Annotated in this window: 19 protein-coding genes; 13 read left to right on the top strand and 6 right to left on the bottom strand. The window is 68.1% G+C overall.

From position 1 onward, the window contains the following. Nucleotides 1-107: 107 nt before the first annotated feature. From ACIGII_RS13085 to ACIGII_RS13095, 3 genes are read left to right on the top strand one after another with little or no spacing between them, the layout of a single operon-like run. Nucleotides 108-749: an SCP2 domain-containing protein gene (locus ACIGII_RS13085; RefSeq protein ID WP_399638708.1), complete on the top strand. Its 642-nt coding sequence runs from the start codon at nt 108-110 to the stop codon at nt 747-749. Beyond that, nucleotides 746-2404: a ubiquinone biosynthesis regulatory protein kinase UbiB gene (ubiB, locus tag ACIGII_RS13090; protein ID WP_399638709.1), complete on the top strand. Its 1659-nt coding sequence runs from the start codon at nt 746-748 to the stop codon at nt 2402-2404. The genes ACIGII_RS13085 and ubiB overlap by 4 nt, the downstream gene beginning before the upstream one ends. Before the next feature lie 5 nt (nt 2405-2409). Next, entirely contained in the window at nt 2410-3141 is a 732-nt protein-coding gene (locus ACIGII_RS13095) for a pseudouridine synthase (RefSeq protein ID WP_399638750.1), read from the top strand. Between the two features lie 86 nt (nt 3142-3227). Here ACIGII_RS13095 and ACIGII_RS13100 read toward each other — a convergent pair whose 3' ends face one another. Then, complete coding sequence (locus ACIGII_RS13100; RefSeq protein WP_399638752.1) at nt 3228-3764, bottom strand: DUF2059 domain-containing protein; 537 nt, start codon at nt 3762-3764, stop codon at nt 3228-3230. A gap of 203 nt (nt 3765-3967) precedes the next feature. Between ACIGII_RS13100 and arfB the strand changes: the two genes are divergently transcribed. From arfB to dcp, 3 genes are all read left to right on the top strand, one after another. Next, a complete protein-coding gene (arfB, locus tag ACIGII_RS13105) occupies nt 3968-4399 on the top strand; it encodes an alternative ribosome rescue aminoacyl-tRNA hydrolase ArfB (RefSeq protein ID WP_399638711.1) in 432 nt (143 codons plus the stop codon). Nucleotides 4400-4445: 46 nt separating this feature from the next. Next, on the top strand, nt 4446-5006 hold the full coding sequence (locus ACIGII_RS13110; protein ID WP_399638753.1) for a lysophospholipid acyltransferase family protein: 561 nt from the start codon (nt 4446-4448) through the stop codon (nt 5004-5006). A 105-nt stretch (nt 5007-5111) separates the two neighbouring features. After that, nucleotides 5112-7268 (top strand): peptidyl-dipeptidase Dcp, encoded by a 2157-nt coding sequence (gene dcp / locus ACIGII_RS13115; protein ID WP_399657543.1) that lies wholly within the window; start codon nt 5112-5114, stop codon nt 7266-7268. Nucleotides 7269-7439: 171 nt separating this feature from the next. Here the strand turns inward: dcp and ACIGII_RS13120 are convergent, their stop codons facing one another. Both ACIGII_RS13120 and ACIGII_RS13125 read right to left on the bottom strand, forming a co-directional pair. Further along, nucleotides 7440-7883, bottom strand: a complete 444-nt coding sequence (locus tag ACIGII_RS13120) for a 3-dehydroquinate dehydratase (RefSeq protein ID WP_399638714.1) — start codon at nt 7881-7883, stop codon at nt 7440-7442. A gap of 3 nt (nt 7884-7886) precedes the next feature. Further along, complete coding sequence (locus ACIGII_RS13125) at nt 7887-8291, bottom strand: hypothetical protein (protein WP_399638715.1); 405 nt, start codon at nt 8289-8291, stop codon at nt 7887-7889. A 280-nt stretch (nt 8292-8571) separates the two neighbouring features. Here ACIGII_RS13125 and lepB point away from each other — a divergent pair, with 280 nt between their 5' ends. Together lepB and ACIGII_RS13135 are read left to right on the top strand one after the other, a co-directional pair. Then, nucleotides 8572-9192: a signal peptidase I gene (gene lepB / locus ACIGII_RS13130; protein ID WP_399638717.1), complete on the top strand. Its 621-nt coding sequence runs from the start codon at nt 8572-8574 to the stop codon at nt 9190-9192. Between the two features lie 179 nt (nt 9193-9371). Next, nucleotides 9372-10643, top strand: a complete 1272-nt coding sequence (locus ACIGII_RS13135; RefSeq protein WP_399638719.1) for an MFS transporter — start codon at nt 9372-9374, stop codon at nt 10641-10643. On the opposite strand, the gene ACIGII_RS13140 is transcribed toward ACIGII_RS13135, so the two are convergent. Further along, nucleotides 10633-11538, bottom strand: a complete 906-nt coding sequence (locus ACIGII_RS13140; RefSeq protein WP_399638720.1) for a LysR substrate-binding domain-containing protein — start codon at nt 11536-11538, stop codon at nt 10633-10635. The two genes, ACIGII_RS13135 and ACIGII_RS13140, sit on opposite strands and share 11 nt — an antisense overlap. Before the next feature lie 9 nt (nt 11539-11547). After that, nucleotides 11548-12516 (bottom strand): LysR family transcriptional regulator, encoded by a 969-nt coding sequence (locus ACIGII_RS13145; protein ID WP_399638722.1) that lies wholly within the window; start codon nt 12514-12516, stop codon nt 11548-11550. A 106-nt stretch (nt 12517-12622) separates the two neighbouring features. Between ACIGII_RS13145 and aceB the strand changes: the two genes are divergently transcribed. The 4 genes from aceB to ACIGII_RS13165 all read left to right on the top strand — a co-directional run bounded on the left by aceB (nt 12623) and on the right by ACIGII_RS13165 (nt 19399). Beyond that, nucleotides 12623-14272: a malate synthase A gene (gene aceB / locus ACIGII_RS13150; RefSeq protein ID WP_399638724.1), complete on the top strand. Its 1650-nt coding sequence runs from the start codon at nt 12623-12625 to the stop codon at nt 14270-14272. Between the two features lie 30 nt (nt 14273-14302). Beyond that, entirely contained in the window at nt 14303-15586 is a 1284-nt protein-coding gene (gene aceA / locus ACIGII_RS13155; protein WP_399638726.1) for an isocitrate lyase, read from the top strand. Between the two features lie 276 nt (nt 15587-15862). After that, nucleotides 15863-16906 (top strand): diguanylate cyclase domain-containing protein, encoded by a 1044-nt coding sequence (locus ACIGII_RS13160; RefSeq protein WP_399638728.1) that lies wholly within the window; start codon nt 15863-15865, stop codon nt 16904-16906. A 12-nt stretch (nt 16907-16918) separates the two neighbouring features. After that, a complete protein-coding gene (locus ACIGII_RS13165; RefSeq protein WP_399638729.1) occupies nt 16919-19399 on the top strand; it encodes a putative peptide modification system cyclase in 2481 nt (826 codons plus the stop codon). A gap of 24 nt (nt 19400-19423) precedes the next feature. On the opposite strand, the gene ACIGII_RS13170 is transcribed toward ACIGII_RS13165, so the two are convergent. Beyond that, nucleotides 19424-19726 (bottom strand): NHLP-related RiPP peptide, encoded by a 303-nt coding sequence (locus ACIGII_RS13170; RefSeq protein ID WP_399638731.1) that lies wholly within the window; start codon nt 19724-19726, stop codon nt 19424-19426. Between the two features lie 183 nt (nt 19727-19909). Here ACIGII_RS13170 and ACIGII_RS13175 point away from each other — a divergent pair, with 183 nt between their 5' ends. Further along, complete coding sequence (locus ACIGII_RS13175; protein WP_399638733.1) at nt 19910-21067, top strand: putative peptide maturation dehydrogenase; 1158 nt, start codon at nt 19910-19912, stop codon at nt 21065-21067. Nucleotide 21068 lies beyond the last annotated feature (1 nt).

Consider the following 21068-nt stretch of genomic DNA (forward strand, 5'->3'; position numbering starts at 1 on the left):
AAGCATTTCCCCCGTAGAGCCACGCCCTGCGTGGCTGGAACGGCCGACGGTGGTTCAGCCACGCAGGGCGTGGCTCTACGCATCAAGGCGCCGGGTACAATGACGCAATGGCACGTTCCCTGCTCTCCTCCCTCAAGCCGCTGGCCGGCAATGCGCTGCAGCTCGCGTTTAACCGTGCGCTGGCGCTGGACCCCGAAACCCGCCGCGCGCTGGTCGCGCTGGATGGCCGCCATATCGCCCTGACCCTGGAGTCGCCGTCGCTGGCGATGCGGATCGGGGTGGAGGGCGAACGCCTCACCGTGGGCCCGGTGGACCCGCAGCAGGAACCTGACCTGGCCGTGCGCAGCACACTGGGCGGGGTGCTGGCACAACTGCCGCTGCTGGCCAACGCGCGCCGTGGCGGCGATGCCCCGGCGGGGCGGGTCAAGGTCTCCGGCGATGCCGAACTGGCACGCCGCCTGCAGCAGCTTGCCAGCCGTTTCGACCCGGACTGGCAGCTGCCATTCGTGCGGGTGTTCGGCGAAATACTGGGCGTGCAGGTGGCCAATGCACTGCGCTCGGCCCTGCAGCATGCGCGCCGTGGCGCGTCCGACCTGGCGCACAGCGCCGCCGATTTTGTCACCGAGGAGTCGCGCGACGTGGTACCCCGAGCCGAACTGGATGCCTTCCATGACGATGTGGATGTGATGCGCGACGACGTTGAACGCATGGCGGCGCGGGTGCAGCGCCTGGCCCAGGTGCACGCATGAAGGCGGTGTTCCGCGCCAGCCGCATCGGGCGGGTGATCCTGCGCTACCGATTGGACGACCTGCTGGATGGCACGCCGCTGGAAGGCTGGCTGCGCCTGGCCAAGCCGTTCGTGCCGCGCGCCTCCGCCGACATCGCCGTGCAGTCGCGCGGCGCCCGGCTGCGACTGGCGCTGCAGGACCTGGGCCCGATCTTCGTCAAATTCGGACAGATCCTCTCCACCCGTCGCGACCTGATCCCGGCCGACATCGCCAACGAACTCACCCTGCTGCAGGACCGGGTGAAGCCGTTCGACGGCGCCACCGCGCAGCGCATCGTCGAAGCCGCGCTGGGTCGCCCGGTAGCCGAGGCCTTCGCCAGCTTCGACCTGCAGCCGCTGGCCTCGGCCTCCATCGCCCAGGTCCACGCCGCCACCCTGGCCGATGGCCGCCAGGTGGTGGTCAAGGTCCTGCGCCCGGATATCGAAAAGCAGATCGATGCCGACATCGCCCTGTTGAAGTCGGCGGCGGCCCTGGTCGAGCGCGCGCATCCGCGCGCCGACAAGATCCGTCCGCGCGAAGTGGTGGCCGAAGTTGAAAACACCCTGGCCGCCGAACTGGACCTGCAGCGCGAAGGCGCCAACGCCAGCGTGCTGCGCCGCAACTGGGTGGACTCGGACGATCTCTACGTGCCCGAGGTGATCTGGAGCCACACCGCCGAACGCGCGCTCACCCTCGAGCGGGTGTGGGGCATTCCCTCCGACGACATCGCCGCGCTGGACAAGGCGGGCATCGACCGCAAGGCGCTGGCCGCCAAGGGCGTGCGCGTGTTCTACACCCAGGTATTCCGCGACAACTTCTTCCACGCCGACGCGCACGCCGGCAACATCTGGGTGGACACCGATCCGCTGCGGCGCGACAACCCGCGCTTCATCGCGCTGGATTTCGGCATCATGGGCCAGCTGTCCGAAGAGGATCAGTACTACCTGGCCGAAAACTTCATGGCCATCTTCAACAAGGACTACCGGCGCATGGCCGAGCTCCATGTCGAAGCCGGCTGGATGCCGAACGACGTGCGCATCGATGAACTCGAAGCGGCCGCGCGCTCGGTGTGCGAACCCTACTTCACCCGCCCGCTGTCGCAGATCTCGCTGGCCGAAGTGCTGATCAAGCTGTTCCGGGTGGCGCAGCGCTACGAGCTGACCCTGCAGCCGCAGCTGATCCTGCTGCAGAAGACCCTGCTCAACATTGAAGGCGTGGGCCGCCAGCTCGACCCGGAACTGGATATCTGGGCGGTGGCGCGGCCGGTGCTGGAACGCATCCTGCGCGAGCGCTACAGCCCGCGCCGGGTACTGAAGGAACTGCGCAAGCGCCTGCCGGAAATCATGACCCATACGCCCGACATGCCGCGCCTGGTCCACGCCTGGCTGCGCCAGCAGGTGGAAGGCGGGCATGAGCTGTCGATGCGCTCGCAGGACCTGGTGGCACTCAACACCAACCTGCAGAAGCTGCAGAAGCGCGCCGTGGCCGCCATTGCCGGCGTCGGCCTGCTGATCGTGGCGGCGGTGCTGTACGGCATGCAGCCCGGCGGCTGGTATGTCGGCGACGCCCCGATGCTGAGCATTGCCAGCGGTGCGGCCGGCCTGTTCTCGCTGGCCAGCGCGTGGTGGCGCCGGTGACCGATATCGACACGCGGGCCGACGCCGCAGCCGAGGCGCCGGTGGCGCTGCCGCCGTTGCAGCTGCTGCATGTCGACGAGCGCCTGGCCGTGGTCAACAAGCCGGCCGGGCTGATGGTCCATGACAGCAAGCTGGCGCGCGGCGAAGACGATTTCCTGGCCGACCGCCTGCGCGAGCAGCTGGGCAAGCCGATCTTCCTGGTCCACCGCCTGGACCGCGCCACCAGCGGCTGCCTGCTGCTCGCCTTCGACCGCGAGAGCGCCAGCGTGCTGGGCAAATCGCTGATGGGCGGCGACGTGACCAAGGACTACTTGGCGATCTGCCGGGGCTGGCCGGCCGAAGAGGCGTTCACCGTCGACCACGATCTGGACGGCGGCCCCGGCAAGCCGGTGAAGAAGCCCGCCATCACCCATTTCCAGCGCGTGGCCGTGGGCGAGATCGCAGTCCCGGTGGGCGAGTTCGCCACCTCGCGCTACGCGTTGCTGCGCTGCCAGCCGCAGACCGGGCGTTTCCGCCAGATCCGCCGGCACCTCAAGCATCTCTCGCATCACCTGATCGGCGACACCAGCCACGGCGATGGCCGCCACAACCGCAGCTTCCGCATGCAGGGCATCCACCGCATGCTGCTGCATGCCGAACGGCTGCGCTTCCCGCACCCGGACGGCACCCCGATGGACGTCACCGCCCCGGTGGACGGCGAGTTCCGCAACGCGATGGATCTGTTCGGCTGGCCGTAACCGGAATCCCCACGGGTAGCGCCGACCGCTGGTCAGCTGCCGAAAGACGAGGGTAGCGCCGGCTGTGCCGTCATCCCTTCACCCCTTTATTTCGTCGCCTGCGCCGGCGCTTCGTTCACGATCGCCTCCAGGTCCTTCTGCAGGTCCACGAACAGCGGCTGCATGCGGTCCTGGATCGCCACCATCGCGTTCTGCATCAGCGCCGGGGTCTTGTCCAGCAGGCTTTGCCCGGCCGAGCTCTCGTAGAACTCGGCCATGGCCAGCACGTCTTCCTTGCTGAAGGTCTTCTTGTACAGGTCCACGTACATCGGCCGCAGCTGCTGCCAGGACAGCGCCTGACGGATGGTTTCGCTGCTGCGCTGTTCGATCCGCTGCAGCTGCGCCTTCTGCGCGTCGTCCAGCTTGCGCTGCTGCGCGATCTGCTGGAACTGCTGGCGCTGCATCTCCTCCATCCGCGGCACCATCGAGTCGAGCATGTTCTGCGCCCGCGACGCAGCCAGCAGGCGGTTGATGTCCGCGTCCGACGGCGGCGCGGCCAGCGCCGGGGCAATGGCGGCCAGGCCCAGCGCAAGGGTGAGGGCCAGACGGGTGAGGCTGCGGCGGGCCGGCGAACGGGTCGACATCATGGTGGTGCTTCCTGCGGTTTCATGGAAACCCGAGCATACCTGCGCGGCCGTCAAACCGCCGTGGCCCGCACCCCGCTTCCGGCGCGCCGGCCCCCGGCCCGGCGGTTCCAGCCCATACCGTGCTTTTCCCCGCCATTTCGACGTCATTGGTGAACATTGCGGTCACCTCTGGCGGCGGTCCTGCCTTTACAATGCGGCCCATGGGAAACGGGCCTGTCACCATCAGCGACCACCTGGCAATTCCGGACACGGAGATTGTCGAGCGGTTCGTGCGCGCCAGTGGCGCCGGCGGGCAGAACGTGAACAAGGTGTCCACCGCCGTGGAGCTGCGTTTCGACGTGGCCGGTTCGCCCTCGTTGCCCGAACCGCTGCGCGCCCGCCTGCTGGCGCGGCGCGACCGGCGCATGACCGGCGAAGGCGTGCTGGTCATCGACGCGCAGCGTTTCCGTACCCAGGACCGTAACCGCGAGGACGCGCGCGAACGCCTGGCCGCCTTCATCCAGGCCAGCCTCCGCGTGCCCAAGGCGCGCGTGGCGACCAAGCCCACCTATGGCGCGAAGCTGCGCCGGCTGGATGAAAAGAAGGGCCGCGCGCAGATCAAGCGCGGCCGCACCACACGCAATTGGGAGTGATTGCTTGAACAACCGAAGTCCGTTGCTGCCGGCCGTGCCGCCCAGCATGCCGCAGGTCAAACCGAACCGCTTCCTGCGCTGGCTGGCGCGCTGCACGCTGCGCCTGGGCGGTTGGAAGGTCACCGGTACCTTCCCGGACGTGCCCAAGCTGGTGTTCATCGTCGCGCCGCACTCGTCCAACTGGGACGGGTTCTGGGGCATGGCGGCCAAGATCGCGCTGGGCATGCAGGTGAAGGTGCTGGGCAAGGCCTCGCTGTTCTGGTGGCCGCTGTCGCCGCTGCTGCGCACCCTGGGCGTGATTCCGCTGGACCGCAGCTCGCCGCAGGGTACGGTGGAACAGGCGGTCAGCCTGCTGCGCAATTCCGACCGGCTCTGGTATGCGATCACCCCGGAAGGTACCCGCAAGGCCGTGACCCACTGGAAGGCCGGCTTCCTGAAGATCGCCCGCATGGCCGACGTGCCGGTGCTGGCGTGCTACTTCCATTACCCGGAAAAGACCATCGGCATTGGCCCGCTGTTCTACTCCAGCGGCGACGACGTGGCCGACATGGCCGCCATCCGCGCGTACTACCAGCCCTGGCAGGGCAAGAACCGCGGCACCGTCTGAGGCAAGGCCAGGCGCCACGACCGGCACATGCCGGACGAGGGCAATGGGAGTAGGGTGATCGGCTGCGGTCGAGTGCCGCTTCACCTCATTCCAGGAGCCCGTTTCATGTCGCGTACCGTTATCTTGGCCGCCGCCATCAGCCTGGCGCTGGCGGCCTGTTCCGGCAAGGAGTCCACCCCCGTGTCCGACACCCAGACCCCCGCCGCGCAGCAGCCGGCCGATGCCTCCACCAATCCCCTGCTGAGCGCAAGCACGCTGCCGTTCCAGGCCCCGCCGTTCGACCGCATCAAGGACAGTGACTACCTGCCGGCCTTCAATGAAGGCATGAAGCAGCACCTGGCCGAAGTGCGCAAGATCGCTGACAACGCCGAACCGGCCACCTTCGACAACACCATCGAAGCGCTCGAGCGCAGCGGCGAAACGCTCGACCGCGTCTCGCGCGTGTTCTTCGGCCTGGTCCAGGCCGACACCAACGAAGCGCGCCAGAAGATCCAGGAAGAAGTGGCACCGAAGCTGGCCGAACACCAGGATGAAATCAGCCTGGACCCGAAGCTGTTCGCGCGCATCAAGACGATCTACGACCAGCGCGCTTCGCTCGGCCTGGACCCGGTGCAGACGCGCCTGGTCGAACGCGATTACCAGGAATTCGTGCGCGCCGGCGCGCAGCTGTCCGACGCCGACAAGGCCAGCCTGCGCAAGCTCAACGTGGAAGAAACCACGCTGGCCACCAAGTTCCATACCCGCCTGGTGGCCGCCACCGCCGCCGCCGCCGTGGTGGTGGATGACAAGGCCAGACTGGCCGGGCTGAGCGAAGAAGAGATCAACACCGCCGCCGCCGACGCCAAGGCGCGCAACCTGGACGGCAAATTCCTGCTGCCGCTGCAGAACACCACCCAGCAGCCGGTGCTCGCCTCGCTGAGCGACCGCGACCAGCGCGCGGCGGTGCTGAAGGCGTCGGAAACCCGCGCCGAGCGCGGCGATGGCAACGACACCCGCGAAACCGTGCAGCGCCTGGCCCAGCTGCGTGCGCAGAAGGCCAAGCTGCTGGGCTTCGAGAACTACGCCGCCTACAGCCTGGCCGACCAGATGGCCAAGACCCCGGCGGCCGCGATGAAGCTGCTCACCGACACGGTGCCGGCCGCTACCAGCAAGGCACGCGGCGAGATCACCGAAATGCAGAAGGTGATCGACGCGCAGAAGGGTGGCTTCCAGCTGGCCGCCTCGGACTGGGATTTCTATGCCGAACAGGTGCGCAAGGCGCAGTACGACCTGGACGAGTCGCAGATCAAGCCGTACTTCGAACTGGACAACGTGCTGCAGAACGGCGTCTTCTACGCCGCCACCCAGCTGTACGGCATCACCTTCAAGCCGCGTACCGACATTCCGACCTACCACCCGGACATGAAGGTGTATGAAGTGTTCGACAAGGACGGCACCTCGCTGGCGCTGTTCTACACCGACTACTTCAAGCGCGACAGCAAGTCCGGTGGCGCCTGGATGGACGTGTTCGTCGAGCAGAACGGCCTGACCGGCGCCAAGCCGGTGGTCTACAACGTCTGCAATTTCACCAAGCCCGCCGCCGGTCAGCCGGCGCTGCTGAGCTTCGACGACGTCACCACCATGTTCCATGAGTTCGGCCATGCGCTGCACGGCATGTTCTCGAACGTGAAGTACCCGTCGATCGCCGGCACCAGCACCTCGCGCGATTTCGTCGAGTTCCCGTCGCAGTTCAACGAGCACTGGGCGCTGGACCCGAAGGTGTTCGCCAACTACGCCAAGAACTACAAGACCGGCGAGCCGATGCCGCAGGCACTGGTCGACAAGATCCTCAAGGCGCGTACCTTCAACCAGGGCTACGCCACCACCGAGTACCTGTCGGCCGCGCTGCTCGACCTGGCCTGGCACACCCAGCCGGCCGACGCCAAGCTGCAGGACGTGGCGCCGTTTGAAGCGGCCGCGCTGAAGAAGTTCAAAGTCGACCTGCCGCAGGTGCCGCCGCGCTATCGCACCACCTATTTCGACCACATCTGGGGTGGCGGTTACTCGGCCGGTTACTACGCCTACTTCTGGGCCGAAGTGCTCGACCACGATTCGTTCGAGTGGTTCAAGGAGCACGGCGGCCTGAAGCCGGAAAACGGCCAGGTGTTCCGCGACAAGATCCTCTCGCGCGGCAACAGCGTGGAACTGGCGGACCTGTACCGCGAATTCCGCGGCAAGGACCCGTCGGTCGAACCGCTGCTGGTGAACCGCGGCCTGAAATAATGCGGCCGATGTAACAACGAACGGCGGGGGAGACCCCGCCGTTCGCATAGCCGGTGCCGGTGCCGGTGCCGGTCGCCCAACCGGTAGTGCCGACTGTCAGTCGGCAACGCGAGGTCCACGGACGTCCGATCGCCGCGCGAACGGCAGCCGACTAACAGTCGGCTCTACCGCTTACGTTCCCACGCGGCACCCGACCTCGCTGCATCCCAGGTGATCCAACGCGATCTCCAGGGCGTGCATGTAACTCTGCGCGCAGTACCCGTGCGCCACCCCGATGCGCTGACCCACATGCTCCGGCAGGCACGCTTCCGGCGCCGCACTGTCATCGTCATGCACTTCCACGTATACGTTGTGCAGATGCGGCAACAACCGCTGCAGGCGCGTGCTGCCCACGCACGCACCCGGGTCCAGCAACGTCACCTCGCCGCGGCTGTGATCGGCCACGCGCAACGCATCCAGCAGCTCCTGCTCGGAACCACAGGCACGGATCGCCACCGTCGTGCCCGCATCGATCGCCCGGTGCACCAGCGCCTTGAGCACCGGCGCCGGCAGCGGCTGCGCGGTGCGGATCAACTGCCCGGCCGCTTCCGGGCCACGAATGATGAAGATCGACATGGCTCAGGCACTCCCTGCAACGGCCTGCAGCCGGCGCGCGGCAATCGCCAGCGACAACCGGCATGCGTCCTCGCGGCCGCTGCTGCACACCACCTGCGCCACCGGGCCATGCAGCGGATGCAGGTGTGCGTCCAGGCTGTCGTCGTCGTTGGCGGCCATTTCGATGTACGGCGACGGCAACGCGTCCAATGCCGCGCACAGGTCGCGGCCGTGCGCGGCCCACTGTGCCGGCGCGGCAGGGGTGGTTTCAATCAGCACCCACGCCGGTGCCGTGTGCCGGGCCTGCTGCAGGCAGTGCAGCAGCGCCGGCAGCGTGGCGCAGTCCTGGCAGTGCACGGTGTGGCCGGCCAGCTCGGCCGGCACCGGCAGCGGGTCCGGCGACGGCTGCCGGAGCAACAGGATGGTCATGGAACACCTCGACAAAGCGCCCGGGGGCGCGGTGTCGACACGATGCGCGCGGAGGGGATAAAGCCGCCATGCCATGGCGGGCCACCGGGCGTAAACATTGCGTAGCTTTCGGGATGCTCCAGGGGCGGCACGACCAACGGTCGTGCCCTACCACCTTACCGGCCCCACGTTGCGGTTGCGCCGCTCGCGCTGCGGTAGGTGACGACCGTTGGTCGTCACGGCGGGAACTCACGGTGCACATCAGCTGTCAGACCCGACTCACGCCCGCAAGGATGGCCTCATGCCCACCGCCGAAACCGGATCCAAAGGCCTGCTCCCGTGGCTGAAGAAGGAAGCGCTGCCCCTTCTCCTCATGCTCGGCCTCCTGGCCGCCGCGCGTGACAGCCTGGCTAATCACTACCAGGTGCCCAGTGGGTCCATGCAGTACACCCTGATGCCTGGCGACCGCGTGGTGGTGGACATGCGCGCCTATGGCCTGCGCCTGCCGTTCACCGGCGTGGAACTGCTGCACACCGGCCAGCCGCAGCGCGGTGACGTGGCGGTGTTCGATTCGCCGCAGGACGGCACCCGCCTGATCAAGCGCATCGCCGCCGTCGGTGGCGACCGCGTGGCGTTGCGCGGCGGGCACCTGAGCATCAACGGCCACCCGCTGGCGCAGGCCGGCACCGACGAAGTGGAAGACTTCGGCCGCACCCTGGCCCAGCTCGACCTGGGGCAGGGCGGGGGCCCGGACATCCAGGACCTGACCGTGCCCACCGGCAAAGTGCTGATGCTCGGCGACCACCGCGGCAACAGCGCTGACGGACGCTTTTTCGGGCTGGTCGATGCGGGCGCGCTGTATGGCAAGGCCGCGCGCGTGTACTACCGGCGCGGCGAGGGATTCACCTGGCAGGCACTCTAGGCACGGGCGCGATCCATCGGTAGGTACCCACCGTTGGTGGGTACGCATTTCGCGCAATCCTTGATTGATACGTAAAACCTCTCAATCCAGACCCGTCAGGTTATGGATCGACCTGCACCCGCTGCCTATCCTGAGCGCTCATCCTTACGCACCGGCCCGCCCCCACGGGCCCAGACGCAATGAACGGCGACACCGCAGCGCTGCCCGAGCGCAGCTCCATCGACCAACCCGCCGCCCCGTCGCAGCACATCGAACAGGGCACGCCGGCTTTCCGCCGCACCGCCGTGGCGCTGTTCCTGGCCGGGTTCTCCACCTTCGGCCTGCTCTATACCGTGCAGCCGCTGCTGCCCGAGTTCAGCCGCCACTTCGGTGTGTCCGCCGCCAACAGCGCGCTCGCGCTCTCCCTCAGCACCGGCCTGCTCGCCGTGACCATGCTGGTGGCCGGGTTGATCTCCGACCGGGTCGGGCGCCGCGGCATGATGATCGCCGCACTGCTCGCCTCCACCGTGCTCTCGGCGGCCAGCGCGATGGTCGACGACTGGACCACGCTGCTGGTGCTGCGCACCCTGCTCGGCATCGCGCTCAGCGGCGTGCCGGCCGTGGCGATGACCTATCTCGTCGAAGAAATGGACCCCCGCGCCCTCGGCCTGGCGATGGGCCTGTACATCGGCGGCAATGCCGTTGGCGGCATGAGCGGCCGCCTGATCGCCGGCATCGTGGCCGACCACTGGGGCTGGCGCTGGGGCATCGGCGTGGTCTCGCTCATCGCCGTGCTCAGCACCGTGCTGCTGTGGGTGCAGCTGCCGCCCTCGCGCCACTTCCAGAGCCGTCGCGGCGGCCTGCGCGAACTGCCCGCGCGCTGGCGCCAGCTGTTCGCCGACCCCGGTCTGCCCTCGCTGTTCGCCACCGCCTTCGTGCTGATGGGCGTGTTCGTCACCCTTTACAACTACCTGGGCTACCACCTGCTGGCGCCGCCGTACCGGCTCAGCCAGACCGTGGTCGGGCTGATCTTCAGCGTGTACCTGGTGGGCACCTTCAGCTCGGCCTGGATGGGCCAGCAGGCCACCCGCCACGGCCGGGGCCGCGTGCTCGGCATCTGCTACGCGCTCATCGCCCTGGGCATCGTCATGCTCGCCTTGCCCTGGCTGGGCTGCATGGCCGTGGGCATCGCGCTGGTGACGTTCGGCTTTTTCGGCGGGCACTCGGTGGCCAGCAGCTGGGTTGGCAGCCGCGCCGGCGTCATGCGCGCCGAAGCCTCGGCGCTGTACCTGTTCGCCTACTACCTGGGGTCCAGCCTGGCCGGCGTCGCCGGGGGCGTGTTCTACATCCGCTGGGACTGGTGGGGCGTGTGCGCCTTCACCGCGGTGCTGACCGCGATCGGCGCCACCATCGCCTGGCGGCTGGGTCGCCGCGCGCAGCCCGCACCCGCCGCGCTGGCGCTCAGTCGCTGAAGCCGCCCTGCAGCAGCCGGGTGAAATGGGTGATCAGGGGCGAGGGACTGCCGCGCCGGTAGGCCACATGCACTTCCGAACTGGCCGCGCGATCGCTCAGCGGCACGAAGCGCGCACCTTCCACGTGGATGTGGCTGCATGAAGCCGGCAGCACCGTCACCCCCAGCCCGGACGCGGCCAGGCTGATCAGCGTCGACGCCTCGCCCGCTTCCTGGATGATGCGCGGGGTGAATCCAGCGCTGCGGCACAGCGCGATGAAATGATCATGGATGCCCGCGCCCACCTCGCGCAGGAACCCCACGAACGGCTCGTGCGCGAACTGGCGCAGCGCCACCGGCGCACCGGGCGGCAGTGCGCGGATGAGCGGATGCTGGTCATGCACCACCAGCGCCAGCGGATCGCTGAACAGCTTGCGTGACATCAACGGCGTGGGCAGCGCGCGTTTGCGGATCAGCCCGACATCCAGTTCATTGGCCACCAGCGCATCGATCTGCTGCAGCGTGTTCATTTCACGCAGCTTCAACTGCACCTGCGGGAACTGCTGGCGGTAGGCGAAGATCGCGCGCGGAATCTGCGTGGACAACGGCGTGGCGCGGGTCAGCCCGATGCGCAGCTCGCCGGTTTCACCGCGCTGCGCGCGCTGGGTCAGCTCGATGGCCTGGTCCACCCGCGCCAAGGCCTCGGTGGCCTGTGCCTGCAGCACGCGCCCGGCCTCGGTCAGTTCCACGCGGCGGTTGCTGCGCAGGAACAGGCGCGCGCCCAGCAGCGTTTCCAGCTGGCGGATCTGCTGGCTGAGCGGCGGCTGCGACATGCCCAGCCGCTCGGCGGCGCGGCCGAAGTGCAGGGTGTCGGCCACCGCCAGGAAATAGCGCAGGTGGCGCAGTTCGATCGACATGGCAGCGCGTCAGCGTTCGGAATGACCGCTTTCATCATAGCTGCGCGGACTGAACAGGTCCGGCTGGATCAGCTCGATGAAGGCGCGTGCCTGCGGCGACAGGTAACGCCCGCGGCGCACGATCACCCCGTAACTGCGTTCGGGGAACCACGCACTCATCGAGCGGGTCACCAGCCGGTCGCGGTCGGCATCGTTCAGGCACAGCGCCGGCACGATGGAGATGCCCATGCCCATCGCCACGTACTGCTTGATCACCTCCCAGCCGCCCACCTCCAGCGCCACCGTGTAGGGCACGCGCTGGCGCTGGAACACCTGGTCCACCAGCCGGTAGGTGATCTGGCGCTTGGGCGGCAGCACCAGCGGGTAGGCCGAGATCGCCTGCAGGGTCAGCGCCGGCGCGGTGGCCAGCGGGTGGTCGGGCGGGGCGATCAGCACCTGCTCGAAGCGGTACGCCGGCGCGTAGCTCAGGTCGGCCGGCACCTCGGTCATCGAGCCCACCGCCAGGTCGGCGGCATCACTGCGCAGCAGGTCGGTGCCGTCGGCGCTGATCGCGTTGTGCAGGGTCAGGCGCACGTCCGGGTGGCGCTGGCGGAAGCGCTCCACGATGCGCGGAAGCAGGTACAGGATGGTGGAGCTGTTGGCGGCGATGTTGAGCTCGCCTGCATCCAGCCCTTTCACCTTGTCGCGGAAGCTGGCCTCCAGCCCGTCCAGGCTTTCCACCAGCGGCTGCGCCATTTCAAACAGCAGCTGGCCCTCGCGGCTGGGCACCAAGCGCCGCCCACTGCGCTCGAACAGGCCCACCCCCAACTCGCGTTCCAGCGCCTGCAACTGCTGGCTGATCGCCGGCTGGCTGACGAACAGCGCCTCAGCCGCACGTGAGACTGAGCCCAATCGCACCGTCTGGCAGAACGCCCGCAGCGGTTTGAGGCGGTCAGACTTGTAGGAAAAACGGGGACTTGGCGGCTTGGGTGTGGGCATGGCGTAACGAGTATAAGCGAAGCTTATGTAAAGCATTGCGATAACTGTTTTGTCAAATACCACACTCCGGCGCACGGTGGCATCACCCGCAACGCAGGAGTTGGACATGTCCGCTGTCGCCGCCTTCGCCACCGCCCAGCCCACCCCGGCCGATGCCCCGGCCACCCCGGGCATCGCCCTGACCACCCAGCTTGCCGGCCAGTCGGCCCTGCTGCCGGCGGGGGTACTGGCGCTGCTGGTGTCGCTGCACCGCGCGGTGGAACCCGAGCGCCAGCGCCGCCTGCAGGCCCGCCGCCAACGCCAGGCGTTCTTCGACGGCGGCGGCCTGCCGGACTTCCGCACCGACACCGCCGCCATCCGCAGCGAGGACTGGCGCGTGGCCCCGATCCCCGACGCCCTGCAGGACCGCCGCGTCGAGATCACCGGCCCCACCGACCCGAAGATGGTCATCAACGCGCTCAACTCCGGCGCCAAGGTGTTCATGGCCGACTTCGAGGATTCCACCGCCCCGGCCTGGCGGAACCTGCTGGCCGGGCAGCAGGCGCTGATCGGCGCGGTGCGCGGCGACCTCACCCATGCCGGTCCGTCGGTGGACGGCAAGCCGGGCAAGCAGTACGCGCTGCGCCCGCTGGACGAGCAGGCGGTGCTGATCGTGCGGCCGCGTGGCTGGCACCTGGACGAAAAGCACGTGCGCATCGACGGCCAGCCGCTGGCCGGTGGCCTGTTCGATGCGGCGGTGTTCGCCTTCCACAACGCCCGCACGCTGATGTGCCGCCAGCGCGGCCCGTACTTCTACCTGCCCAAGCTGCAGTCGATGGAAGAGGCCGCACTGTGGGAGACCGCGCTGTCGCACATCGAAGGCATGCTCGGCCTGCCGCATGGCCAGATCAAGGTCACCGTGCTGATCGAAACGCTGCCGGCGGTGTTCGAAATGGACGAGATCCTGCACGCGCTGCGGGATCGCATCGTCGGGCTCAACTGCGGCCGCTGGGACTACATCTTTTCCTACATCAAGACCTTCCGCGCGCACGCCGACAAGGTGCTGCCCGAACGCGGCCAGGTGACCATGACCCAGCCGTTCCTGAAGGCCTATTCGGAACTGCTGATCCAGACCTGCCACCGCCGTGGCGCGCATGCCATGGGCGGCATGGCCGCGCAGATCCCGATCAACCATGATGCCGCCGCCAACGAACAGGCCATGGCGCGGGTGCGTGCCGACAAGCTGCGCGAAGTCACCGCCGGGCACGACGGCACCTGGGTGGCGCACCCGGCGCTGATCCCGGTGGCGCAGGCGATCTTCGACGCGCACATGCCCGGCCCGAACCAGCACGCGGTGCTGCGCCGCGACGTGCGCGTGGGCCGCGACGAGCTGATCGCCGCGCCCAGCGGCACCATCACCCGCAGTGGCTTCGAGGGCAACGTTGAAGTGTGCGTGCGTTACCTGGCCGCCTGGCTGGACGGCAACGGCTGCGTGCCGATCCATCACCTGATGGAAGACGCGGCCACCGCCGAGATCAGCCGCAGCCAGCTGTGGCAGTGGCTGCACGTGCCCGGCCAGCACCTGGACGACGGCACCGCCATCGACCTGGCCCTGCTGGACGCCACCCTGGCGGCACTGCCGGCGCGCCTGGGCGACCGCAGCGCCTTGCCGGGCGGCGCGCGCATCGACGAGGCCATCGCCCTGCTCGGCGAGCTGAGCCGCCGCGACGACCTGACCGATTTCCTCACCCTGCCGGCCTACGCCCGCATCGATTGATCCCCCCTGCCGACCATCCTGGAGAACGCCATGAGCAAGCTGCCGACCGCCGAACAGATCCAGCACGAATGGAACACCGACCCGCGCTGGGCCGGCATCCAGCGCAACTACAGCGCCGCCGACGTGGTGCGCCTGCGCGGCACCGTGCACGTGGAGCATTCGCTGGCCCGGCTGGGCGCGGAGAAGCTGTGGAAGTACCTGCATGAAAAGGACTTCGTCAACGCGCTCGGCGCGCTGACCGGCAACCAGGCCATGCAGCAGGTCAAGGCCGGCCTCAACGCCATCTACCTGTCTGGTTGGCAGGTCGCCGCCGATGCCAACCTGGCCGGCCAGATGTACCCCGACCAGTCGCTGTACCCGGCCGATTCGGTGCCGGCGGTGGTCAAGCGCATCAACAACACCCTGCTGCGCGCCGACCAGCTGCACCACGCCGAAGGCAAGGACGACATCGACTTCCTGCAGCCCATCGTGGCCGATGCCGAAGCCGGCTTCGGCGGCGTGCTCAACGCCTTCGAGCTGATGAAGGCGATGATCGAAGCCGGCGCGGCCGGCGTGCACTTCGAAGACCAGCTGGCCTCGGTGAAGAAGTGCGGGCACATGGGCGGCAAGGTGCTGGTGCCCACCCGCGAGGCCATCGAGAAATTGAACGCCGCGCGCCTGGCCGCCGACGTGCTGGGCGTGCCCACCCTGCTGGTGGCCCGCACCGACGCCGAAGCCGCCGACCTGCTGACCAGCGACATCGACGCCAACGACCAGCCCTTCGCCACCGGCGAGCGCACCGTGGAAGGCTTCTACAAGACCCGCAACGGCCTGGACCAGGCCATCAGCCGCGGCCTGGCCTATGCGCCCTACGCCGACCTGATCTGGTGCGAGACCGGCAAGCCGGACCTGGAGTTCGCGCGCAGGTTCGCCGAAGCCATCCACGCGAAGTACCCGGGCAAGCTGCTGGCCTACAACTGCTCGCCCAGCTTCAACTGGAAGAAGAACCTGGACGACGCCACCATTGCGACGTTCCAGAAGGAAATCGCCCGCTACGGGTACAAGTTCCAGTTCATCACCCTGGCCGGCTTCCACGCCCTGAACTACTCCATGTTCAACCTGGCCCACGGCTACGCCCGCCGCCAGATGAGCGCCTTCGTGGAGCTGCAGGAAGCCGAATTCGCCGCCGCCGACCGCGGCTTCACCGCGGTCAAGCACCAGCGCGAGGTCGGTACCGGCTACTTCGACGCGGTCACCCAGGCCATCCAGCAGGGTCAGTCCTCCACCACGGCCCTGGCCGGCTCGACCGAAGAAGAACAATTCCGGGCGGCCTGACCTGCCCCCTCCCGGTAGCGCCGGCCGTCGGCCGGCACTGGCCGCCCCTGTAGGGGCGGCCCTTCTTTTATATGGCTCCGCCAGATGCTACGGTCCGTACGTGCGCACCATGCGGCAGGGAATGGCCGGTCCCAGCCGGTTGCCGCGTTGGGAGGAATGGCCGGAGCGCCGGGTGAAGTCCGGGCGCCGGGGCATGGAAATGTGATGAGGCGCACACTTTTAATGGGTGGTATCCTCATTTGCTCACCGGGGGACGCTTGGAAGCGGGTGTATGGCATGACCGGGAATCTTGCGACGAATGTGTGCGAACGAGCGTCAGGCATCGCGCGGACCGCGATGGCTGAGATCGTGCATGCCGTCCTGAGTGCCGGCGAATTCGCCCTGTTCGCCGAATTCGGCCAGCACCGCCCGCTGCGCGCCGGCGAACACCTGTTCCTGCGCAATCAGTCCGGCAACACCATGTACGTCATCGTCAGTGGCGGCATCGAGCTGGATTTCGGCGAAGACCTGGTGGTCAAGACGCTCGGCCCGCATGAGTTCTTCGGCGAACTGGGCCTGCTCATCGGCGACCACCCGCGCAGCGCCGACGCGCGCGCCACCACCGATTCGCTGGTACTGGAGCTGGACCATGCCGACTTCCAGCGGCTGGTCGACCGCGACCCCGGCTTGGTGGCCTACTTCCTGCGCCGCACGATCATGCGCGTGGTGAGCAACGAACAGGTGCTGATCCGCCAGCTGCGCCGGCGCAACCATGACCTCGAAACCGCGCTGGACAACCTCTACGTCACCACCCACCAGCTCACCCACACCCGCGAGCTGGTGCGCACCGACGAACTCACCGGCCTGCACAACCGCCGCGGTCTGGCCCTGTACCTGCAGGAATGCCGCAGCCACGAAGACGGTGCCCCGCAGGGCCTGCTGCTGATCGACTGCGACCACTTCAAGCAGGTCAACGACGAGTACGGCCACCAGGCCGGCGACCGCGTCCTGCAGAGCGTGGCCAACATCCTGCGATCGGTGGCCACCGAGCAGGATCGGGCCTGCCGCCTGGGCGGGGATGAATTCTGCCTGCTGCTGCGCGAGGCCAGCCCGGACAGCCTGCAGCACGCGGCAGAGTTCATCCTCAGTGCCGTGCACGGGCTGATGGGGCGGCCCGGCGGCCAACCCCATGTCTGCCCGGTCAGCATCGGCGTGAGCCTGCTGGAAGCCCAGAGCGACTGGAGCGACTGGTACGCACGCGCTGACAATGCGCTGTACCAGGCCAAGCGCCTGGGCGGCAACCGGTTGCACTGGTCGCGCTCTGCGACCGTCACTCCCTGACCGGCGCCTGCAATGAACGGCGACAACGGACCGTCGAACCAGCTGCCGCTGCTGCGGGCCCTGCTGTTCACTGATCTGTGCGATTCGCTGGTGCTGGTCGAGCGCATCGGCGACAGCGCGGCTGCCGAGCTGTTCCAGCAGCACGACCGGCTGGTGCTCGCGCTGCAGCAGCAATGGAATGGCCAGCAGATCGACCGCTCCGACGGCCTGTTCCTGTTGTTCGATCGCGCCATCGATGGGCTCGGCTTCGCGCTTGATTACCAGCGTGAACTGCACGAGCTCGGCAAGCGCCGCAACGTTCCCCTGCGCGCCCGCGCCGGCCTGCACGTAGGTGAGGTGCTGATCTGGGACAACAGCGCGGAGGCGATCCAGGCAGGGGCCAAGCCGGTGGAAGTGGAGGGCCTGGCCAAGCCAATGGCGGCGCGCCTGATGGGGCTGGCCCGACCCGGCCAGATCCTGCTCTCCGCCGTCGCCGAGTCGCTCACCCGGCGTGCCAGCAGCGAACTGGGCGAGCGCGCCGCGCAGCTGCAGTGGCGCGCGCACGGCCCGTGGCTGTTCAAGGGCATTCCCACCCCGCAGGAGGTGTTTGAAGTCGGTGAGCCCGGCTTCGCACCGCTGCGCATGCCCAAAGCACACCCCAAGGCGCAGCGCAAGCTGCCGCTGTGGCGCCGGCCGGTCGCGCTGGCGGCCGAACTGGCGCTGCTGGCCGTGCTCGGCATTGGTGGCTGGATGCTGCTCCGCCCTGAGCCGGCGATTGCCTTCGCCGAGCGCGACTGGGTGGTGCTGGCCGACGTCGACAACGCCAGTGGCGACAAACTGTTCGACGACAGCCTGCAACGGGCGCTGCTGCTAGGACTGGAGCAGTCGCGCTACGTCAACGTGCTCTCTTCCAGCAAAGTGAAGGAATCGCGCGAGCTGCTGCGGGTGCCGGCCGAGCACGCGCTGGACAGGGTCCTGGCCGGCGACGTGGCGTCACGCGAGGGCGCGCGGATGGTGCTGGCCCCCAGCATCCGTCGCTCCATGGGCCAGTATGTGGTGGCCGTGGACCTGATGGATCCGGTGACCCGGGCGGTAGTGCGGACCTACCAGGCCGACGCGCAATCCCCGGGGGATGTGGTCGCCGCCGTGGACGACGTGGTCGGTCGCCTGCGCGCCGGCCTGGGCGAAACCGTGGCCTCGGTGCAGCAGTCGGTGCCGCTGCCGCAGGCCACCACCAACAACCTGCAGGCATTGAAGTCGTTCGCACTGGCCGAAAACGCAATGGGCCGGTATCGCTTCACCGAGGCTGCGAAACTCTACGAGGCGGCGCTCGATGCGGACCCGGACTTCGCCATGGCCCACATGGGGTTGGCCAAGCTGCTGGTGCGCGTGGACCAGCGCGCCGAAGCCCTGCCGCACCTGCAGCGGGCGCTGGCGCTCAATGATCGCTTGCCGCACCGCGAGCGCCTGTACCTGAAAGCGTGGAGCAGCGAGCTGCGTCCGGATGGCTGGCCGCTGGAAGACTGGCGGGCACTGGCGGAGGTGTATCCCGATTTCTTTGCCGGGCAGGCCAACACCGCCGGGTACCTGTTGCTGGACAACCGTTTCACCGAGGCCGAGCGCTATGCGCGCGCCGCTTCGGTAGCGCAGGCGCCGCTGCGTGCCGGCACCCTTGGCTACCTGGGCTGGATCCAGTTGGGTACCAACCGCTACGACGAGGCATTGCGCAGCTTCCAGTTGTCCGAGCAGGTGATCGGACGCAGCGCCAGCGATACGCGGGTGGACGTACTGATCGCCCAGCGCCGCTACGACGAGGCAAAAGCGCTGTTGGCACAGCTTCCCAAGGCCCGTGATGAACTGCAGGCCATCATGTACCAGCGTGCGCGCGTGCTGCTTGCCGCTGACCAGGACGACTGCACCGGCATGACCGCTGCACTGGCCAGCGAGAAGGCGCCGACCGGATCGGTCGACTTCCGCACGCATGTGTTGCTGATGCACGCGGTGGTGGACACCGTCTGCGAGCGGCCGAATCGCGCTGCCTTGGCGGCGGTCTCCGCCCAGCTGCTGCCGTTGCTGAAGGACACCGCCAACCCGAATCTGTCGGATCGGTTGCTGCGCATGCTGTCGCTGGCCTACCTGGCGCAGCGCCAGGGCGACGCCGCGCGCGCCGACGCGTTGCTGCGCGAGTACGGAGCGCTGCTTGAGACCCAGAAGAGCCCCTTGATCGGCAAGTGGCGTGCGGTGGTGCTGGCCATGCAGCTGCTCGGCAGGAACCAGCCTGCCCAGGCCGATGCCTTGTTGCGGCCGATCCTGGACGGAACCGAGCCAGTCCAGGCACGGGTGGTGCTGCGCGAGGCGCAACGTCGGCTGGGTAATGCCGAAGAGTTCCAGAAGCAGAACGAATGGCTGTTCGACCATCGTGGCCAGGCGTTTGCCGAACTGGCGCCCATGCAGCTGATGCAGCCACTGAGCGTGCGCGACACGCTGGCCGACGCCAGCCTGCGTCCCCAGTAAACCGGGCGCAGGCTGGCGGCGCACTCATTCCAGCGAGTCGGCGGCCTTGCCTGCCTCGAAGCAGTGCGGCAACAACATCGCCTGCGTTGAGGTGCTCAGGTAGTGCTCCAGCTGTGCCTGCACCGCACGCAGCTCTTCCACGCTGGCCAGCTGCTGGATATCGCAGCAGAGCGGCTGGGCATCCACGTTGACGCCCAGCTCGGCCAGTGCCCTGGCCGCGTCCTTCTGGAACAGCTCGCGGAACGCGGCGTCGTCGATCAGCCTGCCCACCAGCTTTGCCGCGATTTCGGGAGAGATCTTGTTCGTTTCCGGCTTGTCGCTGCTCATTGCGTTCGATCCTTTAAGTGGAGTCAGGTATATCGGCCAGGGCGAGCGCTAATGTAGCCGCGAGCGACCCGGGGAATCTGCGATCCCACGCAGAACGCAGGCTGGGTCGATTACCGGACACGGTCACCGCATCGCCGGGCGTGCGCCCTAGAATGTCCCCGCCCCCTCCAAGGTCATTCCGAAATGAAACTGCGCCGTTGCACCACTGTCATGTTCGAACCCCGGGAAGAGGTGAGCTTTGGCCTGCAGGCCATCCTGGCCGGACGTGCAGAGGTCACCACCCGGACCACCTGGGTGGCCCTTGCCGCGCACCTGGAACAGGCCGTGCTGGTGAGCGGGGCGCAACGCGAGCTGCTCGGTGCGTTGAGTTCCCGTCAGTGGACCGAATCGAGCGACGTGGCGGCCCCCCAGGCAGACCTGGACGCTTTGCTGGAGGCGGGACTGCTGCTATCGGACGGTGACGACCACGCCGCGCATCGACACCGCGACGAAGGCATGCGTGACGGCCACTGGTGGCCGCTGGCGGCACTGCTGCATCGTCATGCCCGCTGGAGTGGGGTGAACAGTGCCGCGCAGATGCGTGACAGCGCCATGGTCACTGCCAAGGACCTGCGCCGGCAGCTGGGCGCGCCGCCGCCGGCGGTGCAGGCGCATCCGGGCACGTACCAGCCCCTGCCCGGCGTGGCGGCCACCGGCTACGACGAGCTGCTGGAACGCCGCGCCACCTGCCGCAATTTCGATACCGCACGCGGCATCGACCAGGCGCAGTTGGCCCAGCTCCTGCAGCGTACGGTGAAGGCCCAGGCCGTGGTGCAGATGGAAGCCGACACCGCGTTCCTCAAGAAACATGTGCCGTCCGGCGGCGGGCTGCATCCCACCGAGACCTATCTGCTGGTGCAGCGCGTGGAAGGCCTGGAGCCCGGCCTGTACCACTACCACCCGGTGCAGCATGCGCTGGTGGCGCTGCCCCGCCACTGCGACCGGCCGTTGCAGCAGGTGGCCGAGGCCATGCTGTCCGGCCAGGACTGGTTTGCCAACGCAGCCGCCCATCTGGTCCTGGTGCCGCGGTTCGCCCGCAGCAACTGGAAGTACCGCAACCACGCCAAGGCCTACCGCGCCCTGCTGCTGGACGTGGGCCACATCTCGCAGGCGCTGTACATGGCGGCCACCGAAGCCGGCCTGGCGGCTTTCGTGACCGCGGCCATCAACGAGGTCGACACCGAAGCGGTGTTCGCCCTCGACGGCGTCACCTGCAGTCCCGTCGCCATCATGGGCGTGGGCTGGCGAAGTGATACGCTGGACACGGCAGAGTTCGATCCAAACAAAGTAGTTTGGCCCTGAC

The sequence above is a fragment of the Stenotrophomonas sp. NPDC077420 genome (assembly GCF_044543385.1).
In the GTDB taxonomy this organism is placed as follows: domain Bacteria; phylum Pseudomonadota; class Gammaproteobacteria; order Xanthomonadales; family Xanthomonadaceae; genus Stenotrophomonas.

Excerpts from the sequence above, each read along its gene's own strand:
- ubiB (WP_399638709.1), top strand. The coding sequence starts at position 746 with ATGAAGGCGGTGTTCCGCGCCAGCCGCATCGGGCGGGTGATCCTGCGC.
- ACIGII_RS13120 (WP_399638714.1), bottom strand. The coding sequence starts at position 7,883 with ATGTCGATCTTCATCATTCGTGGCCCGGAAGCGGCCGGGCAGTTGATC.
- ACIGII_RS13145 (WP_399638722.1), bottom strand. The coding sequence starts at position 12,516 with ATGCCCACACCCAAGCCGCCAAGTCCCCGTTTTTCCTACAAGTCTGAC.
- dcp (WP_399657543.1), top strand. The coding sequence starts at position 5,112 with ATGTCGCGTACCGTTATCTTGGCCGCCGCCATCAGCCTGGCGCTGGCG.
- ACIGII_RS13160 (WP_399638728.1), top strand. The coding sequence starts at position 15,863 with ATGACCGGGAATCTTGCGACGAATGTGTGCGAACGAGCGTCAGGCATC.
- aceA (WP_399638726.1), top strand. The coding sequence starts at position 14,303 with ATGAGCAAGCTGCCGACCGCCGAACAGATCCAGCACGAATGGAACACC.
- ACIGII_RS13170 (WP_399638731.1), bottom strand. The coding sequence starts at position 19,726 with ATGAGCAGCGACAAGCCGGAAACGAACAAGATCTCTCCCGAAATCGCG.
- ACIGII_RS13175 (WP_399638733.1), top strand. The coding sequence starts at position 19,910 with ATGAAACTGCGCCGTTGCACCACTGTCATGTTCGAACCCCGGGAAGAG.
- ACIGII_RS13100 (WP_399638752.1), bottom strand. The coding sequence starts at position 3,764 with ATGTCGACCCGTTCGCCGGCCCGCCGCAGCCTCACCCGTCTGGCCCTC.
- aceB (WP_399638724.1), top strand. The coding sequence starts at position 12,623 with ATGTCCGCTGTCGCCGCCTTCGCCACCGCCCAGCCCACCCCGGCCGAT.
- lepB (WP_399638717.1), top strand. The coding sequence starts at position 8,572 with ATGCCCACCGCCGAAACCGGATCCAAAGGCCTGCTCCCGTGGCTGAAG.
- ACIGII_RS13165 (WP_399638729.1), top strand. The coding sequence starts at position 16,919 with ATGAACGGCGACAACGGACCGTCGAACCAGCTGCCGCTGCTGCGGGCC.
- ACIGII_RS13125 (WP_399638715.1), bottom strand. The coding sequence starts at position 8,291 with ATGACCATCCTGTTGCTCCGGCAGCCGTCGCCGGACCCGCTGCCGGTG.
- ACIGII_RS13135 (WP_399638719.1), top strand. The coding sequence starts at position 9,372 with ATGAACGGCGACACCGCAGCGCTGCCCGAGCGCAGCTCCATCGACCAA.
- ACIGII_RS13140 (WP_399638720.1), bottom strand. The coding sequence starts at position 11,538 with ATGTCGATCGAACTGCGCCACCTGCGCTATTTCCTGGCGGTGGCCGAC.
- ACIGII_RS13085 (WP_399638708.1), top strand. The coding sequence starts at position 108 with ATGGCACGTTCCCTGCTCTCCTCCCTCAAGCCGCTGGCCGGCAATGCG.
- arfB (WP_399638711.1), top strand. The coding sequence starts at position 3,968 with ATGGGAAACGGGCCTGTCACCATCAGCGACCACCTGGCAATTCCGGAC.
- ACIGII_RS13110 (WP_399638753.1), top strand. The coding sequence starts at position 4,446 with ATGCCGCAGGTCAAACCGAACCGCTTCCTGCGCTGGCTGGCGCGCTGC.